This is a genomic window from Pseudonocardia sp. GCM10023141, assembly GCF_042653605.1.
Genome location: NZ_JBHSIR010000080.1, coordinates 89143 through 106020, shown reverse-complemented (window position 1 = coordinate 106020; position 16878 = coordinate 89143). Strand labels below are relative to the sequence as shown.

Below are 16878 nucleotides of genomic sequence, written 5' to 3'. Positions count from 1 at the left end.
GGGCTCAGCGGGCGAGTACGGCGGCCAGAACGCGGCGCAGGTCAGCCTCGGGGTCGGCCGTGAGGGTGTGCGAACGCCACGCCACGTGCGCGTCGGGGCGGACGAGCACGCAGCCGTCCTCCTCGACCTCGCGAGCGCGGGCCCAGTCCTCGTAGAGGTCGATGTGCTCGCGACCTGGCCCGATCACATGCGCGACGAGCTCGACGCCCAGCTCGGCAGCCACCGTTGCCGCGGCCGCGGCCCACTGCTCGCCGCTGATGCCGGTGAGCAGGCAGAACCGGCCCTTGCCCGCCAGGTCGTGGGTGGACACGCGCTGCCCGCCGCGGCCGAGCCAGACGTGGGGCAGCCGCGCCCCCGGCCACGTCGTCGGGTGGTAGTAGAGCTCGGCGTCGCGGGTGTACGCGGGCTCGGGCGTCCCGTCCGGCACCACCGCGCCGGACGAGTAGCGCTGCCCCAGCTCGACGCCGTGCGCGTTGAACTCGTAGTTCTTCAGCTCCAACGCCGCGCGCAGCGCCGCCCGCTGCCCGGCCGCCTCCGGCGTGTTCGCCGCACGCTCGGCGATGTGCTTCTGCATGAGCTCCGGATCGGTCTCGCCGATGAGGCCGAGCGCGTCGAAGATCGGCCCGAACTCCTCGATGCTCTTGTTGGCCCGCAGCACGATCTGCTTGCCGACGGGCGCGCGCTCGGCGTCGTAGGAGTCGAGCAGCGCCTCGCCCGCGGTGCCGCGCAGCACGTAGGCGAGCTTCCACGCCAGGTTGTAGGAGTCCTGGATCGACGTGTTGGAGCCCAGCCCGTTCGACGGCGGGTGGCGGTGCACGGCGTCACCCATGCAGAACACGCGCCCGGAGCGGTAGCGCGTGGCGTACATCTTGTTGTTGCCCCACAGCGACGTCGACCGGATCGTGACGGCGACGTCCGGGTCGCCCACCAGCTCATGGACGATCTTGGTGGCCATCTCGTCGTCGACCGCGGGCGGCGGCTGGTTGATGTCGTAGCCCCAGACGATCAGCCACTCGTTCCACGGCCGGACCATCCGGACCAGGCCGAGCCCGATCCCGCCGATGTCGGCGCCCGGCTGCAGGATCCAGTACAGGACGCTCGGCCGGTGCTCCACGAGGTGCGAGAGGTCGGCGTGGAACACGATGTTCATCGAGCCGGCGAGGTCCATCTCGCCCTCGAACGGCAGCCCGATGTCGGCGGCCACGGCGCTGCGGCCGCCGTCGGCGCCGATCACGTACTTGGCCCGGATCGCGTACTCGTGGCCGGTGACGCGGTCGCGCACCGTGACGTCGACGCCGTCGGCGTCCTGCACCAGCCCGACGTACTCGGTGTCGAACCGGATCCGGCTGCCGCGCGACGCCGCGTGGCCGATGACGATCGGCTCCAGCAGCGTCTGCGGGATGTCGCAGTTGGGCGAGGGGCTGGCCAGCGTGTAGTCGGCCTCCCGCGCCGGGTGCGTGCCCCAGGTCCGGACGCGGCCGATCTCGTCGCCCACGAGGCTGGTGCAGAACACCGTCTCCCCCATCAGCGAGTGCTCGGTGCCCTGTGCGAGCACGTCCTCCTCGATGCCGAGGTCGCGGAAGATCTCCACCGTGCGCTGGTTGGTGATGTGCGCCCGCGGCGTGTTGGCCGTCCAGCGGTACTTCGTGATCACCATGTGGTCGACGCCGAGGGTCGACAGCGCCAGCGCGGCACCGCCACCCGCCGGTCCGCTGCCGATGACCAGCACGTCGGTCTCGAGGTCGGTCGCAGATGCGGTCACAGCTTCTCCAGCACGATGTCGAAGGCGACGGACGCCCACCCGGAATCGAGCTCTCGGCCGTCGGGCGCGGTGCCCGGGCCGTGCTCGGCGAAGTCGACGACGAGGCTCGGCTTGACGCCGAACACCGCGTCGCGGTCGAGGTAGGTGTCGCTCGAGTCGAAGATGTGCGTGATCACCGTGCGGTGACCGGGTGCGCTGACCTTGAAGTGCAGGTGGGCCGGGCGCATCGGGCCGCGGCCGGTGGCGTGCAGGAGATCACCGACCGGACCGTCCTCGGGGATCGGGTACGCCGAGGGCCGCACCGACCAGAACCGGTACTCACCACCCGTGCCGGAGCTGAGCCAGCCGCGTCCGGCCAGCTTGTCGCCCGCGTACTGGACGTCGTAGAAGCCGTCCTCGTCGGCCTCCCAGACCTCGATGCGGGCGCCTGCGATCGGCGAACCGTCGGTGGCGGTGACGCTGCCCGACACCCAGCAGGGCCGCCCCTTGACACCGACCGCGATGTCGCCACCCAGCGCCACCTCGGGCGCGTCGTCGACGAAGAACGGACCGAACACCGTGGACTCGGTGGCGTTCGCCGTGGTGGGCGCGTTGATCCCGACGGTGAGCATCGAGAGCCCCAGCACGTCGGAGAGCAGGATGAACTCCTGGCGCTTGGCGTCGGTGATGTGCCCGACGCGGGTCAGGAAGTCGATCCCGGCCTCCCACTCCTCCTGCGTCAGCGCGATGTCGCGGGCGAAGGCGTGCAGGTGCCGCGTCAGGCTCGTCACGATCTCGCGCAGCCGATCGTCCTTCGTCTCCGCGAAGCTCGCGACGACCTCGTCGGTCACGGCCTGCAGGCGGTCCTCCGTCATGCGTCCTCCCCTGCCCATGCGGCCGTGACCAGCCGCAGCAACGCCCCGTCGCCGACCGGCACGGGGTTGTCCTTCGGGACGGCGGGTTCGGCGAGCGCCGCCACCTCGGCCAGCTGCTCCTCGCGCAGGCCCAGCTCGCGCAGGCCGCGCGGGATGCGGAGATCGGCCGCCAGCGCCCGCAGCCCGGCCACCGGATCGTCGACGCCGAGCGCGCGGGCCACCCGGGCCGCGGCCTCCGGCGCACCGGGCGCGTTGAACGCCAGCACGTGCGGCAGCAGGACCGCGTGCGTGCGCGCGTGCGGCAGTCCCAGGCCGCCCAGCACGTGCGCGAGCTTGTGGTGCAGCCCCGAGCCCGTCACAGCGAACGCCGACGCCGCGAGCCAGCCCCCGCGCAGCAGCGGCTCGGGATCACCGGCCCGCAGCCCGACCGCCAGCGCGGCGATGCCCTCCTCGGCGATCACGCTGCTCACCGGGTTGTGTCCGGGCGCCCACAGCGCCTCGACGCCGTGCGCCATCGCGTTCAGGCCGCTCGCCGTGGCCAGCTCGGACGGCAACGACGCCGTCAGCTCCGGGTCGTAGACGACGACGCGGGGCAACACCGCGAGGTCGACGCCGGTGGTCTTGCGGTCACCCTCGGTCAGGCCCCAGATCGGGGTGACCTCGGAACCGGAGTACGTGGTGGGCACCGCGATGATCGGGATGCGGGCGGTCAGCGCCACTGCCTTCGCGGCGCCGATCGTCGACCCGCCGCCGATGCAGAGCACCGCATCGGCCTGCGACCGGGCGGCCAGCTCACGGGCGGCCTGCGCGGTAGCGATCGGGACGTGCTCGCGCACCGCGGTGAACGTGGCGGCGACGCTCCCGGCGAACGGGGCGACGATCTCGCGCACCCGCTCGGCGTCGCGTTCGGAGGCGACCAGCAGCACCCGGGTGCTGCCCAGCCGCTGCACCTCCGCCGCGAGCCGGGTGCGGGCCGCGCCCGCGCCGAACAGGATCCGCGCGGGCAGCGCTTCGTAGGTGAAGTCCAACACCAGGCCTCCTCGATGAGCCTGTTCACCGTCGCGTACCGGGAGCCATTCGTCCAATACCGGTTTCGAAGCCGAGTCATACGATGAACCATGGACCTGAGGCAGCTGCGCTACTTCCTCGCCGTCGCCGAGGAGCGTTCCGTGACGCGGGCGGCCACCCGGCTGCACCTCACCCAGCCACCGCTCTCGGCCCAGCTGGCACGGCTGGAGCACGAGTTGGGGGTGGCGCTGTTCGTCCGGCATCGGCGCGGAGTGGATCTCACCGAGGCCGGCCGCCAGCTCGTCGACCACGCGCGCAAGCTGCTCACCGACGTCGACGCCGCGGCCGACGCGGTGCGCCACACCGGGCAGGGCCGCCGCGGGCAGCTCACGCTCGCGTTCGTGCCCGCCGTCGCCTGGTCGGTGCTGCCGCCCCTGCTGCGCGCGTTCCACGCCGGATCGTCGGACGTCGACCTGCGGTTCCTGGAAGCCGGGACGGATGCCGTCGCGGAGCACGTGCGGGCCGGGCGGGCCGACGTCGGGCTGGTGCACCTCCCGCCGGGCGGCGCCGCCTCCGGCGTCGGTCCCGATCTCGACGTGGCCGTGGTGCGGCGCGAGCCGCTGGTGGCGGTGCTGCCTGCCGACCGCGACGCGCCCGAGCGCATCGACCTGGCGACGCTCGCGAACGAGCCGTTCCTCGGCCCGGCCCGCGAGGTGTGGGGCGGGCTGGGCACGCACCTCGTCGGGGCCTGCCGGCTCTCGGGCTTCGAGCCGCGGCTGCGCGAGGTCGACCTCGTGCAGACGGCCGTCGCGCTCGTGGGTGCCGGGCTCGGGGTGTCGGTGCTGCCCGCGTCGGTGCAGCGGCTGTGCGGACCGGACGCGGTGACGCGGACGCTGACCCGCCACGTCCCCGTCGTCGAGACGGGGGTGCTGCGCCGCCGCGCCGACGCCCCGAGCCCCCCGGTGCAGCGGTTCCTGCGGCTGGCCCTCGACACCCCCGAACCCGATGCGCTGGGCCCCGCCTACGCCCGCCCCACCCCGTCGAGAACGCACTTACGGTGATCATCAGGCCCTGTGGATCATCGTAAGTGCGCTGGCCGTGCTCGCCGTCCTGCTGGCGCCGTGCAGCGAGGCCGACGCCTTCGTCGTCGCGTCGCTCTCGGCGCTGCCGCTGCTGCCCCGGCCACGTTCGCCGTCGCGATCACGCGCGCCGTCGCGGCCGGACTGGTGATCCTGTGACACTGCTGTGGTGGAGATCCCGTGGACCGACGGTGACTGGCTCAACCCCCCTCCGGCGACCCGCCCCGACGGCGACCACCTGCTGGTCACCGCGGCCCGCGGCAGCGACTTCTGGCGCACCACGGCCTACGGCTTCGTGCACGACACCGGTCACGCGCTGCTGGTGGACCTGCCCGACGGCAGCGCGGTCGAGGTCGCGTTCCTGCTCGACTTCGACGGCACGTTCGACCAGGCAGGCGTGTTCGTGGTGGCGGCACCGGACCGGTGGATCAAGGCCGCGGTCGAGTTCAGCGACGGAGCGCCCCAGGTCGGCGCCGTCGTCACCCGCGGGGTGTCGGACTGGTCGGTCGCGCCGGTCCCGGAGTGGTCCGGCCGCGTCGTCACGATCCGCACGAGCCGCTCGGGTGATGCGCTCACCGTCCGGGCCCGGGTGGACGGCGAGCCGTGGCGCCTCGTGCGCGTCGCCCCCATCGACCCGGAAGCGGCGCTGCGGGCCGGGCCGCTGCTGGCCGCCCCTAAACGCGACGGCCTCGTCGTGCGCTTCACCCGCTTCGACCGCGGCCCCGCCGACGCGGCACTGCACTGATCCAGGGGCACCCGCTGCGCGACCGCAACCGCACCCGGGCGACGTCGTGACCGGCAGCGCGACGGCGGCAGCGCACTACGTACCCTCGCTGACGATCAGCGGTGTCGAAACCGTCGCGCGCCCACCGACCCCTACGAGTATGAGATTTCCATGACGCAGGACATTGCCCGCCAGGACGAGCTCATGCAGGCGATCGGTGGCGCGCTGCTGGACGCCACCCCGGACGGCTGGCGCCGCATCGACCTGCTCGTGAAGATCGCTGCCGGGGTGGTCGACTCGACGTTGGCCGTCTACCTGGCCGACGGGTCCACCGCGCAGGTCGTGCCGCCCACCTCGGTCGCTCCCGCGTTCGTCGAGCTCCGCAGGCTCACCTACCGGCCCGGCCGGGGCGCGTGGTTCGCCGCCCGCCTCTCGATCGACCCGCCGGGCTCGGTCGCCATCAGCTACAACGCCGACCACGACCCGCACTGGTCCCCGCCGCTCGACGGCTCCTACTGGCGGCGCGACCTCGAGAACCACCCCCGCGCCGCGGAGTTCGTGCCGCCGTGGCTGCGCACGATCCTCGAGCAGCAGCCCGCATGACGGTCCCGCCACCGCGGCTCGACCAGCGCGGCCAGGCCGCGGTGCTGGAGTCGCTCACCGCCCTGCTCGTGCACTCCCTGCACGGCGACTGGAGCCTGCTGACCCTCGACGTCCGCGCCAACAGGCCCGCCTCGACGCGTTCGGGGTGGCACCGTTCGAGTACGGGATCATCGAGCCGAAGCCGGACGCGCTGGTGATCGAGCCGGCACCCGGCAGCGCGAACGGCTGGCAGGTGCAGTTCTGGGACGCCGACCGGGGGCCGAGCGGGCGTCCCACGGTCTTCCCGAACGCCGCCGCAGCGGCCAAGGTGATGCTGGGCGAGCTGCTGTGGATCGACCGCCACGACGCGGCCCGGCGCCGCGCCGGCTCCTGATCAGTCCACGACGAACAGCCGGGCCCCCACCGCCGTGCGCGAGCGGTGGGCCTCGGCACCGTCGGCCACCTGGTAGCTGGTGCCGGGCGTCAGCACCGACTCCAGGCCGTCGTCGAGCTCGGTGACCAGCTCACCGTCGAGGCACAGCAGGATGTGGCCCTTCGAGCACCAGTGGTCGGCGAGGTAGCCGGGTGAGTACTCGACCATCCGGACGCGAACGTCACCGAACGTCGCGGTGCGCCACGTCGCCGTGCCGGTCGCACCGGCGTGCGACGTCGGCTCGATCGTCGCCCAGTCGGTGGTGCCGAAGGGGATCTCGGACATCTTCACGTTTCCTCCGGGGGACAACGGTGCCGGTCGGGGCGCTCGTCAGGGGGTGGCGCGGCGCAGGAAGAGGTAACCGGCGCCTCCCGCCAGCACCACGATGACCCACGGGTAACCGGCGAACAGCGCGAGCGGCGACGAGCCGGCGAAGAACGACCCGACCGCGGGCCACCACCGCTGCCAGCTGATCACGACGACCAGCAGCGCCAGCAGCACACCGAAGCTCAGACCCATGACGAAGACACCGGGTTGGCCCCACCGCTTGAACACGACACCGGCGAACACGAAGATCGCCGACAGCGCGATGAAGGGCACCGTGAAGGTGACCCACTGCGCGATCAGGTTGTCCTGGTGCATGAAGCCGACCTGGAAGAACGACAAGCGCAGGCCCCAGCCGTCGGTGGCGCGCTCCACCAGCGCGAGCAGCGTCAGCCCGAGCCCGAACAGCATGGCCTGCACGACCGCGACGAGCGCCGTGCCCGCGTAGAACGCCCGGCGGGTGATGCTGATGCCGAGCGCGAACGGGAACAGCTGCGTGATCGTCTGCAGGTGGGTGACGGCGGAGATGATGTAGATCGACACCACGGCCCCGGTGACCCGGGCCTGCGTCGGCGGCCCGTCGCTGAGCACGGCGAACACCACGATGTTGATGAGGAACGTGCCGGCGAGGATCCCGAACGGCCAGGCGATCAGCGCCTGCCAGTTCACCGTCTGGATGCGCGCGACGTCGACGATCCGCCGCAGCGGGGTCTTGCGCGGCACCGCGGGTGCCTCGATCGTGTACGCGCTCATCGGCGTCCTCCGTCCGCTGTGCCGACCGCGACCGGCCGACCGTTGTGGGCTGTTTCACGCTGGGTGGTGCGGACGACGAGCTGCTGCAGCGACACCGGCTCGAACTCGAGGCCACCACCGGCGGCCGGTTCGGGCACACCCGCGACCGTGACGCGCAGGAACCCGCCCAGCTGCTCCCGGTGCAGTTCGTCGCGGCCCGCGACGAACGCCTCGACGGCGCCTGCCGGCCCGGACACGGTGACCGCTTGGTGGCGCAGCGTGTCGGCGTTCTCGTCGATGATGATGCGACCCTTGTCGATCACGACGACGTGTTCGATGAGGTCGCTGACCTCGTCGATCAGGTGCGTGGAGAGCACCACGGTGCGCGGGTGCTCGGCGTAGTCGGCCAGCAGCCGGTCGTAGAACAGCTGCCGCGCAACGGCGTCGAGGCCCAGGTAGGGCTCGTCGAAGAACGTGAGCGGGGCGCGCGAGGCCAGCCCGATGATCACCCCGACGGCCGACAGCATGCCGCGCGACAGCTTCTTGATCGTGCGGTTGGCCGGGAGGCCGAAGTCGGCCACCAGCTGCGCGGCGAACGCGGCGTCCCAGTGCGGGTACACGATCTCCGCGGCCCGCAATGCGTGCCGCACCTTGAAGTTGTCGGGGTAGCGCTGGCTCTCCTTGATGAAGCAGACCCGCGACAGCACGTCGGCGTTCTCGTACGGGTGCTGCCCGAAGACCTCGACGGTGCCTGAGCTCTCGAAACCCTGCGCCGTGAGGATCTGCATGATCGTGGTCTTGCCGGCGCCGTTGCGCCCGAGCAGTCCGTGGATCGTGTTCTCGGCGAGCTCGAGGCTCACCCCGTCGAGCGCCATGACGTCGCCGTAGCGCTTCGACACCCCCGCCATCCTGATGACGTTCATTCCGCCTCCCCCGAGACATCGATCATCTTCTTGAGCTGCTCGGCGTCGATGCCGAGCTTGTGCGCCTCCGCCAGCAGCGGGGCGAGGAACTGCCGCGCGAAGTCCTCGCGCCTGCGTTCCAGCAGCAGCGTGCGTGCGCCGGCTGCGACGAACATCCCGATCCCTCGTCTCTTGTAGAGGACGCCGTCGACCACGAGCTGGTTGACGCCCTTGGCTGCGGTTGCCGGGTTGATCCGGTGGAAGGCGGCCAGCTCGTTGGTGGAGGGCACCTGCGCCTCCTCGGCGAGCGAGCCGTCGACGATCGAGCTCTCGATCTGCTCGGCGATCTGCAGGAAGAGCGGCCGCCCGTCGTCCTTCACGCCGACCACCGGCAGCTCCGGTCCGTCGGTTCGTTACTCATGTAGGTAACCATGCAACCGAACCGGCCGGAAGTCAAGCCGACGACGGCCCCGATCGTCCTGTGCCTGGTCGTGGGCGTCCCGTCGGTGCTGGGCATCCTCTTCCCGCCACGTTCGCCCTCGCCGCGAGCCTGGCCGGTTTCGCGTTGCTGAGCCGATCAGCTACGCCTGCCCGGTTGCTGGCGGTGGCGATGGTCGCGGTGGCGGTCGTGCTGTTCGGTGCCGTGCTGGCCCTCCCGGCAGGCGCCCGGCTCGCACACCCCGTCAGCGCCGCAGGTCGACCCGCCAGATGACGGCGGCGGCCGCGCAGGCCAGTGCCAGCCCGAGCCCGACGTCGAGAACGGGGAGCTGCCCTTCCGCCACTGTCAGCGTCCGGGCCGCGGCACCGACCGGAGGCAGCAGCGGCTGCACCGCCGTGATCACGACGACGGTGACGGCGATGCAGAACGACCAGCCGATCCGGCGCACGAGCGGCCGGGCGCACAGCAGGCCGACCGCCGTGCCGGTGGCGGCGGCGGCGAGATGGGCGAGCGCGCCGTGCAGCAGCAACGGCGGCGGGTAGGAGTAGTGGGTGGTGACCACCGGCCAGACCACGGCCATCGCCGCGAGCACGACGTCGCCGACGAGCGCCACCAGCAGGGATCCGGCGGCCACCGCCCCGGGCCCACCGGCCGACGCCATGGTGACGGTGCGCTGGACGGGATCCTCGGTGTTGGCGACGATGAGCCCGAACCACGCCGCGGTCGGGTAGATCGCCAGCACCGACGCGGCCCATGGAGCCGGTGGGGCGCCCGGATCGCCGCCGAAGAGCACGGCCAGCACGGCGCCGAAGACGATCAGCGGGAGCAGGAACCGCTGGGACCGCAGCACGTCGGCGCCGAGGTAGGCCGCCACGGACAGCGCCCTGCCGATCCGTCCCCGCGTCGTGTTCACGACGCGCTCTCCCGCCACACACCGAGCACCGAGCAGCCGCCGGCGAGCGCCGCGGCCAGCAGCGCGTCGCCGCGATCCGCGGGCACGCGCACCGTCAACCGGCCGGGCCCGAACCAGGACTCGCCCACCGGCGGCAGCCCGCGCAGCGCGTCGGCAGGAGCACCCGGGCAGCGCAGCTCGATCACGGAATGTCCCGGATCGCGACGCCCGGCCATCACGTCGGCCGTCAGCACACCGGCGGCCATGCGCATCACGAGCGCGCCCGGCAGCCCGTCGGCCCGGCCGCCGTGATCGGTGACGATGATCATGGCTCCCCGGGCGGCCTCCGCGGCCAGCCGGTGATCGAGCGCCGCGGCCGCACGCACGTCGAGCGCCGTCCACGGCTCGTCGAGCACGAGCAGCGCTGGCCGGCAGCTCAGCGCCTGGGTGAGCCCGACCTTCTGGGCGTTGCCGGTGGACAGCTGCGACACCGGCGCGCCGAGCACCCCGGTGAAGCCCAGCTCCTCCAGCAACGACGTGGTGTCGGCGTCGGGGACGCCGTGCACCGCGGCCATCCGGCGCAGGTACGCGCCCGCCGGCATCCGCGTGGACGCCGGGAACTGGCCGGGCAGGAACCCGACCACCGGCGGGCGTCCCGTGACCGCGCCCGCGCTGGGTGCGGAGCAGCCCGCGACGATCCGCAGCAGCGTCGACTTCCCGGAGCCGTTGGTGCCCACGACCGCGACCGGGCGACCCGGTGCCAGCTCCAGATCGATCCCGGCCAGCACCTCGCCGGGACCTCGGTACGACTTGCGCACCCCCTCGAGCCGGATCACCTCAGCATCGTGCCGCATCTCCGGAGGCCGACGGCAGCAGCCCCGCGGCGGAACCACGCGCGGTCGATTCCCGCGCCGATCGGGCGCAGGATGGTGGCATGGCCATTGATCCCACCGGGGCGGACATGAAGGCGTTCCTCACCGCAGGCCCCGACCAGCCCATCGTCATGCTCAACCTGCTGCGCTTCGCCGAGGGCGGAGCCGAGCGCTACGACGCCTACATCGCCCACTTCCGACCGTACGCGGAGAAGGTGGGAGCGCAGGTCCTGTACTACGGCCACGGCGCGGCCCCGATCGTCGCCGAGCCGGGCCAGGAGTGGGACGCCGTGCTGTTGGTGAGCTACCCGACGCGGCGCGCGTTCTCCGACATGGTGCGCGACCCGGGCTACCAGCAGGGCACCCACCTGCGCAGCGAGGCGCTGACGGAGGCCGTGCTGCAGCCGACCGTTGCGCGGTAGTGCTCCGGGTGGCAGGACTGAATCCGGCGGTCATACGGTTCTGGGGAGAGGCCCCGGCCGGCGGGGCCACACGGCGAAGGAGCAACCGGACACATGTCCCGTAACCCCTATGACGAGCTTCCCGACGTCCCGACGTTCACCGTCTCCAGCACGGACGTCAGTGACGGCGCCACCCTGCCCACCGCCCAGATCAGCGGCATCTTCGGCGCCGGCGGCGAGGACGTCTCCCCGCAGCTAACCTGGAGCGGCTTCCCCGAGGGCACGAAGTCGTTCGTGGTCACCGTCTACGACCCGGACGCCCCGACCGCCGCAGGCTTCTGGCACTGGGCCGTCGTCGACATCCCCGCCTCGGTCACCTCGCTGGCCACCGGCGCGGGCGACGAGAAGGGCTCCGGGCTCCCCGACGGCGCCTTCCAGCTCGCGAACGACGCCGGTCTCAAGCAGTACCTGGGCGCCGCCCCGCCCGCGGGCCACGGCCCGCACCGCTACTTCACGGCCGTGCACGCCGTCGACGTGGAGAGCCTGGGCATCCCCGACGGCGCCACCCCGGCGTTCCTCGGCTTCAACCTGTTCAGCCACACCCTGGCCCGTGCCGTGATCGTGCCGGTCTACGAGAACAAGGGCTGACGATCCTTCCGTGACGCTCGACCACTCGAACCTCAGCGGCCGCCCGCCCGGCCGGTTCGTCGCGCTGGCATCCCGGCTGCTGCCGGGCGTCCGCGAGGTCCAGGAGCAGATCGAGCCGTACGCGCTGGCGTGGCAGCGCCACAACCGCGAGGCGCTGGCCGGCACCGGGCCGCTGTGGGTGGCGCTGGGCGACTCGATGACGATCGGGGTCGGCGCGTCCGCGTACGACCGCGGCTGGGTCGGCCTGCTCGCCGCGCGGAAGCCGGGATGGCGGGTGGTCAACCTCGCGATCAGCGGCGGTCGGGTTCGTGACGTGCCGCCGACCACTTCCACCCCGACGAGGCCGGGTACGCGGGCATGGCCGACGTCTTCGGGGCCGCCGTCGGGTGACCGGCTCGTCCGGTCGGGTGTCGAACCGGATCGATGCCGCGAACGTGACCGTTGTGGGCGGTCCGGGCCGTAGGGTTCTCCGGCTGCCACCAGTGCGGGCGGCAGGAGGCGTTCGGTCGATGGCGATGATCCACATCAGGCTCCTCGGCGGGTTCGAGGTGGCCGTCGACACCGTCCCGGTCCCTGCGGGCAACTGGAGTCGCCGGCACGCCGCCGCGCTCGTGAAGGTGCTCGCGATCGCGCCGGGCAGGCGGTTGCACCGGGAACAGGTGATCGACCTCGTCTGGCCGGACGACACCGTGGGCGAGGCCGTCCCGAAACTCCACAAGGCGGCGCACTTCGCCCGCCGCGCCATCGACGTGACCAACGCTGTGGTGCTGCGCGGCGACAACGTCATGCTCACCCCCGAGGTCGAGACCACCATCGACGTCGACCGGTTCGAGGACCTCGCGCGGCAGGCGCTGGGCACCGAGGACGCGGCACTGGCCCGGGAGGCCATCGCGGCCTACCGCGGCGAGCTGCTCCCCGAGGACCGCTACGAGCCGTGGGCGGAGAAGCGCCGGGACCAGCTGCAGCTGCGCTACCTGGAGCTGCTGCGGTTCGACGGCGACTGGGAGAAGGTCGTCGAGCTCGACCCGGGTGACGAGGCGGCCCACCTCGCCCTCATGCGACTGCACGCCGCGAAGGGCGACCGGCACGCCGCGCTGCGCCAGTTCGAGCGCATGGACCGCGCGCTGCGCCGCGAGCTCGGGGTGGCACCCGGCAGCGACGCGGTGACCCTGCGCGACCGGCTCCGGACCGGACTCGATGCCGGCCCCCCGGCCGAGCCCCGCCACGACACCGCGCTGATCGGGCGCGACGCGGAGCTCGCAGCCGCGGAGCGGGCCCTGACCGCCGCGGCGGCGGGGCACAGCGCGACGTTGCTGCTGACCGGGCCGGCGGGCGTCGGCAAGTCGGCACTGCTCGCCGCGATCACGGCGAGCGCGACACGGCGCGGCTTCCGGATCGGCCACGGCATGTCCGCGCCGGTCGAGGGCTCGTGGCCCTACGCGCCGGTGGTCGAGGCGCTGGCCGACCTGTGCCGCAGCCACCCCGGGCTGCTCGACGGGCTGGCGGTCCGATACCGCGAGGAGATCGACCGGGCACTGGCAGGAGCCGAGCTGGCCTGGACCGGCGAGGGCACCCACCAGCGGCTGTTCGTCGCGGCGGCCGAGCTCGTGCGGCTCGCATCGGCCACCACGCCGCTGCTGCTCACGATCGACGACGTGCACGACGCCGACGACGCGAGCCTCCGGCTGCTGCACTACATCGCGCGGTCCACCCGCGACCGCCACATCTGCATCACCATCACGCACCGGCCGGCGCCGCTCGCGGGCACACTGGCCGAGACCCGCCGAAGCCTGCTCGACCGTCACGGCGCGACCGAGGTCGCGTTGGGACCGCTCGACAGCGCCGGCGTGGCCGCGCTCGTGCGCCGCCACGTCGAGGAACCCGACGCCGGGCTGCTGGAGCAGATCGCGACGTTGGGTCGCGGCATCCCGTTCGCCGTGGCCGAGCTCGCCCGCAACGCCGCGGGCGAGCACCATGCACACGGCGCTGCCGGCACGGCCGGTTGGGTCCCCGCGCTCGACGCAACCATCCTCGGGGGCATCGAGCCCGCCACCCGCGAGGCGCTGCAACGGGTCGCGGTGGCGGGTGCGGCGTTCGACACCGACGAGTTCGTCGCGCTGTCGGGAATCGCGGAGGCCGACGCCTTCGACCATCTCGACGCGGCGCTGGCCGCCGAGGTCGTCGAGCCGTCCGCCACCGGCTACCGCTTCCGGCACGGCCTCGTCCGCGACGCGCTGCTCGACGCGATCCCGCCGCACCGGCGCCGCCGGATCCATCGCGACGCCGCCAGCAGGCTGATCGAGCTCGGCGCGTCGGCCGTCCGGATCGGGCACCACCTGCTGCACTCCGGAACGCCCGCAGGCGCCGTGCCCTACCTGCTGCGGGCCGCCGGCACCGAGGCCGCCGTGGGTGCTTATCGCGACGCGTTGGCGCTGGTGGAAGCGCTGCGCCCGCACGCGAACACCGTCGAGCGGGGCGTGGCGCTGGCGCTGCGGGCCGATCTGCTCAACGCGATCGGCGACCCGCTCGCCACGTCCGCCTACCGGGAGGCACTCGACGGCGCCGAACCGGCCGCGGCGCGGCGGCTGCGAGTGCGGCTCGCCCGCTGCGCGGTGATGGCGGGTGACGTCGACACCGCGAGCGCGGCGATCGCCGGCATCGAGACCGACGGTGGTGCGGAGGACGCCGACATCCTGCTGGCCCGCGGCAAGTGCGCCTACTTCCGCTCCGACTACGTGACGGCCCAGGCCGCTGCCGACGCCGCGCAGGAGCTGATCCTCGCCGGCGACCGCAACTGGGTGGTGCTCGACCTGGTGTCGCTGCAGGGCATGCTGGCGCACAGCACGGACAGCTGGTTCGACCGGATGCGCCTGGAACTGCGGCGCACGCGCGAGAACCCCGAGATCGCCAACGCGATCTTCGACGGTTACCTCTGCCCTGCCGAGTACATGCTCTACGGGCCGATGCCCTACGCGGAGGTCATCGAGCTCGCTCGCGACATGCGGACCACCGCCCGGCGCAGTGGGGCGGTGCGGGCGGAGGCGTTCGCGGCGGCGCTGATCGGTGAGGCCGCGTTCCTCTCCGGCGACCTCGCGCTGGCAGCCGTCGAACTCGCCGAGTCCGTCGACCTGCACCACGAGCTGGGGTCGGGCGCCGGCGAGGCGCACTCGTTGCAGCGCCTCTCTGAGGTGCATCTCGCCAAGGGCGATGCGGCCACGGCGACGGCGCTGTGCCGGCAGGCGTTCCCGCTGGCCCGCGGGTCGTACGTGGCGCGGCACCTGCTGCAGCGCATCTTCGGCACGATGATCCTCGCCGCTGCAGACCCTCAGGAGGCGCGTGCACTCGTCGACCGCGCCGAGGCAGCCGAGGGCTGGGACGACGTCTGCCTGTTCTGCTCGATCATGTTCTCGGTGCCGGCCACACTCGCGTGCGTCCGGGCAGGCGACCTCCCGGCGGCCCGGCGGCACCTGGCCGATGCCGAGCGGGCCACGGCGCTGTGGGCGGGCACGGCGTGGGAGGCGGCCACGTCGGAGGCCCAGGCCGTGGTCGCGATGGCCGACGGCGACCCGGACCGGGCCCGAACCCGGATGCGCGCCGCCGCCGAGCTGTTCCAGCGCACCGGCCAGCCGCTCGACGAGGCCCGCTGCCGGGCGGCGCTGGCGGCGTACTGACCCGCTGACCCCCCGTTGCAGGGATCAGGCCGGCGGCGCGAACAGCTCGAGCGCGATGTTGTCGGGGTCGCGGAACGACAGGCCGGAGCCGTACCCGGCGTCGACGATGCCGCCGTGTGCGATGCCCAGCTCGTCGAGGTGCGCGGCCCAGGCCACGAGCTCGTCGCGGCTCGCACAGCCGAAGGCGATGTGGTCCAGGCCCGGCCTGCGCTCGTCGAACGCCTTGTCCTCGGTCAGGTCCGGGAAGCCGTGCAGCCCCAGCAAGGTCGTGCCGAGCGGGTAGACGATGTGCCGGAACGGGCCGGTGTCCTCGTCGAGGACCGGCGCCACCCCGAGCACCCGCGTGTACCAGGCCTCGCTGACGGCGAGGTCGGACACGGTCACGGCGACGTGGGTGAGGGCCGGCATGGTCGGTGTAGCCACGGTGCAACTCCTGCGTTCGTGCGGATCGTTGATGGGCCCACCCTAGGAACGAGTCCTTCCCGGAACCTTCCCTCGCGCAGCGCGGCTGGGGAAGGTCGAGCGAACGGCACTCTCGTCCACCCGAACTGCACGAACGCGCCGTTCGCTCGGGAGATCCGCCCGTCAGGGCTGCGGGATCGCCATCACCGGTGGGCGCGGGCGCAGCCCGGCGTGCCGATGGTTCGCCTGCAGCTCGGCGATCACGTCGTCGCCGCGAGCCGCCATCTTGCTCGGCACCGTGTGCACGACGAGGATGTTCTCGATCATCATCGCCGAGCGGGTGTCGGCCGTGCGCTCGTAGTCGTCCGGGCTGAGGTGCCACTCCTTCGAGTCGATCTGCCACGCCATGCCGACGTCGTCGAACCACGCGTCGGGCATGGCGATGAACAGACCGTTGCGGTCGTAGAGCTTCGCGTTCCACATCGGGGCCGGCAGACCACTGCGGAGCACGAGCCGCCGGGCGTTCGCCTCGGCCACCGACCGCACCCCGTCGCTGATCTCCTCCAGCACCAGCCGCGGTAGCGCGCTGCCGCGTCCGCTGCCGGCGGCGAGCTCGGCGTTGAGCTGGGCAGGCGTGCACCGACCCCGCTGCACCACCTCGGCGAGCGCCGACCGGACCTCGTTGCGGTCGGAGGTCCGCCGGGTGAAGTCCAGCGCGACCCGCTGGATCGGCGCCAGCGGCCAGCGCCCGAGCTCGGCCACCGGCAGGTTCTCGGTGCGCTCGACGAGCACTCGGCCCGCACCGACGCGGCGACGGTCGGCCGGCACCAGCAGGTGCACCGGCCCCGACGGGCTCGGCATCCGTTCCATCCCGTGGGGCTGCAGCGCGTCGAGCCCGGTCAGGACGGCACCCGGTCCGGCGTAGAGCAATGCCGCTCGGCGGCGGTCGTCGCGAGTCGGCGGCCCGTTGTGCAGAGCGACGATGCCCGGCAGCAGCCGCCGCCACGGACCACCCGCGCGACATCGCGCGGCCACCGTGCTGCGGCCGATCCGGAGCTCCTCGAGATCGGTGACGCGGACGATGTGACTGCCGAGGAGGGGAGCGGGTTCATCGGGACGCAGGACTGCTGCTCGTCGAGCCATGCCCACGATG

At 72.8% G+C, this 16878-nt stretch carries 21 protein-coding genes; 10 read left to right on the top strand and 11 right to left on the bottom strand.

The genetic code is table 11. The features are described from left to right. Positions 1-4: 4 nt before the first annotated feature. From ACFPFQ_RS44010 to ACFPFQ_RS44000, 3 genes are read right to left on the bottom strand one after another with little or no spacing between them, the layout of a single operon-like run. Positions 5-1762, bottom strand: coding sequence for an FAD-dependent oxidoreductase (locus ACFPFQ_RS44010; RefSeq protein WP_379629230.1), 1758 nt, complete (start codon positions 1760-1762; stop codon positions 5-7). Continuing rightward, positions 1759-2616 (bottom strand): intradiol ring-cleavage dioxygenase, encoded by an 858-nt coding sequence (locus tag ACFPFQ_RS44005; RefSeq protein WP_379629229.1) that lies wholly within the window; start codon positions 2614-2616, stop codon positions 1759-1761. Before ACFPFQ_RS44005 ends, ACFPFQ_RS44010 begins: the two co-directional genes overlap by 4 nt. After that, positions 2613-3647 carry a maleylacetate reductase gene (locus ACFPFQ_RS44000; RefSeq protein ID WP_379629228.1) on the bottom strand — a complete coding sequence of 345 codons (1035 nt, stop codon included), beginning with the start codon at positions 3645-3647 and terminating at the stop codon, positions 2613-2615. The genes ACFPFQ_RS44005 and ACFPFQ_RS44000 overlap by 4 nt, the downstream gene beginning before the upstream one ends. A gap of 87 nt (positions 3648-3734) precedes the next feature. Here ACFPFQ_RS44000 and ACFPFQ_RS43995 point away from each other — a divergent pair, with 87 nt between their 5' ends. The 6 genes from ACFPFQ_RS43995 (at position 3735) to ACFPFQ_RS43970 (ending at position 6403) form a co-directional block, all read left to right on the top strand. Then, a complete protein-coding gene (locus ACFPFQ_RS43995) occupies positions 3735-4685 on the top strand; it encodes a LysR family transcriptional regulator (RefSeq protein WP_379629227.1) in 951 nt (316 codons plus the stop codon). A gap of 37 nt (positions 4686-4722) precedes the next feature. Next, positions 4723-4854: a hypothetical protein gene (locus tag ACFPFQ_RS43990; protein WP_379629226.1), complete on the top strand. Its 132-nt coding sequence runs from the start codon at positions 4723-4725 to the stop codon at positions 4852-4854. 18 nt (positions 4855-4872) lie between these two features. Continuing rightward, positions 4873-5448 (top strand): DUF1349 domain-containing protein, encoded by a 576-nt coding sequence (locus ACFPFQ_RS43985; RefSeq protein ID WP_379629225.1) that lies wholly within the window; start codon positions 4873-4875, stop codon positions 5446-5448. A gap of 150 nt (positions 5449-5598) precedes the next feature. Beyond that, entirely contained in the window at positions 5599-6030 is a 432-nt protein-coding gene (locus ACFPFQ_RS43980; protein ID WP_379629224.1) for a hypothetical protein, read from the top strand. Next, positions 6027-6227, top strand: coding sequence for a hypothetical protein (locus tag ACFPFQ_RS43975; RefSeq protein WP_379629223.1), 201 nt, complete (start codon positions 6027-6029; stop codon positions 6225-6227). Before ACFPFQ_RS43980 ends, ACFPFQ_RS43975 begins: the two co-directional genes overlap by 4 nt. After that, positions 6224-6403: a hypothetical protein gene (locus ACFPFQ_RS43970; protein WP_379629222.1), complete on the top strand. Its 180-nt coding sequence runs from the start codon at positions 6224-6226 to the stop codon at positions 6401-6403. The genes ACFPFQ_RS43975 and ACFPFQ_RS43970 overlap by 4 nt, the downstream gene beginning before the upstream one ends. On the opposite strand, the gene ACFPFQ_RS43965 is transcribed toward ACFPFQ_RS43970, so the two are convergent. From ACFPFQ_RS43965 to ACFPFQ_RS43940, 6 genes are all read right to left on the bottom strand, one after another. After that, positions 6404-6727 (bottom strand): DHCW motif cupin fold protein, encoded by a 324-nt coding sequence (locus tag ACFPFQ_RS43965; RefSeq protein ID WP_379629221.1) that lies wholly within the window; start codon positions 6725-6727, stop codon positions 6404-6406. It lies immediately after the preceding gene. 45 nt (positions 6728-6772) lie between these two features. Next, positions 6773-7519 (bottom strand): hypothetical protein, encoded by a 747-nt coding sequence (locus tag ACFPFQ_RS43960; protein ID WP_379629220.1) that lies wholly within the window; start codon positions 7517-7519, stop codon positions 6773-6775. Then, positions 7516-8421 (bottom strand): ABC transporter ATP-binding protein, encoded by a 906-nt coding sequence (locus ACFPFQ_RS43955; protein ID WP_379629219.1) that lies wholly within the window; start codon positions 8419-8421, stop codon positions 7516-7518. Before ACFPFQ_RS43955 ends, ACFPFQ_RS43960 begins: the two co-directional genes overlap by 4 nt. Next, positions 8418-8780 (bottom strand): GntR family transcriptional regulator, encoded by a 363-nt coding sequence (locus ACFPFQ_RS43950; protein ID WP_379629218.1) that lies wholly within the window; start codon positions 8778-8780, stop codon positions 8418-8420. Before ACFPFQ_RS43950 ends, ACFPFQ_RS43955 begins: the two co-directional genes overlap by 4 nt. A gap of 303 nt (positions 8781-9083) precedes the next feature. Next, positions 9084-9752, bottom strand: coding sequence for a hypothetical protein (locus ACFPFQ_RS43945; protein WP_379629217.1), 669 nt, complete (start codon positions 9750-9752; stop codon positions 9084-9086). Further along, on the bottom strand, positions 9749-10567 hold the full coding sequence (locus ACFPFQ_RS43940) for an ABC transporter ATP-binding protein (protein WP_379629216.1): 819 nt from the start codon (positions 10565-10567) through the stop codon (positions 9749-9751). Before ACFPFQ_RS43940 ends, ACFPFQ_RS43945 begins: the two co-directional genes overlap by 4 nt. A gap of 98 nt (positions 10568-10665) precedes the next feature. On the opposite strand from ACFPFQ_RS43940, the gene ACFPFQ_RS43935 reads away from it, so the two are divergent. From ACFPFQ_RS43935 to ACFPFQ_RS43920, 4 genes are all read left to right on the top strand, one after another. Further along, entirely contained in the window at positions 10666-11025 is a 360-nt protein-coding gene (locus ACFPFQ_RS43935; RefSeq protein WP_379629215.1) for a DUF1330 domain-containing protein, read from the top strand. 93 nt (positions 11026-11118) lie between these two features. Continuing rightward, positions 11119-11652, top strand: a complete 534-nt coding sequence (locus tag ACFPFQ_RS43930; protein ID WP_379629214.1) for a YbhB/YbcL family Raf kinase inhibitor-like protein — start codon at positions 11119-11121, stop codon at positions 11650-11652. Between the two features lie 10 nt (positions 11653-11662). Then, positions 11663-12115 (top strand): SGNH/GDSL hydrolase family protein, encoded by a 453-nt coding sequence (locus tag ACFPFQ_RS43925; RefSeq protein ID WP_379629213.1) that lies wholly within the window; start codon positions 11663-11665, stop codon positions 12113-12115. Positions 12116-12161: 46 nt separating this feature from the next. After that, positions 12162-15323, top strand: coding sequence for an ATP-binding protein (locus ACFPFQ_RS43920; protein ID WP_379629212.1), 3162 nt, complete (start codon positions 12162-12164; stop codon positions 15321-15323). A 24-nt stretch (positions 15324-15347) separates the two neighbouring features. Here ACFPFQ_RS43920 and ACFPFQ_RS43915 read toward each other — a convergent pair whose 3' ends face one another. Together ACFPFQ_RS43915 and ACFPFQ_RS43910 are read right to left on the bottom strand one after the other, a co-directional pair. After that, positions 15348-15746 (bottom strand): VOC family protein, encoded by a 399-nt coding sequence (locus ACFPFQ_RS43915; protein ID WP_379629211.1) that lies wholly within the window; start codon positions 15744-15746, stop codon positions 15348-15350. 162 nt (positions 15747-15908) lie between these two features. Continuing rightward, positions 15909-16868: a hypothetical protein gene (locus ACFPFQ_RS43910; RefSeq protein ID WP_379629210.1), complete on the bottom strand. Its 960-nt coding sequence runs from the start codon at positions 16866-16868 to the stop codon at positions 15909-15911. Positions 16869-16878: the final 10 nt, after the last annotated feature.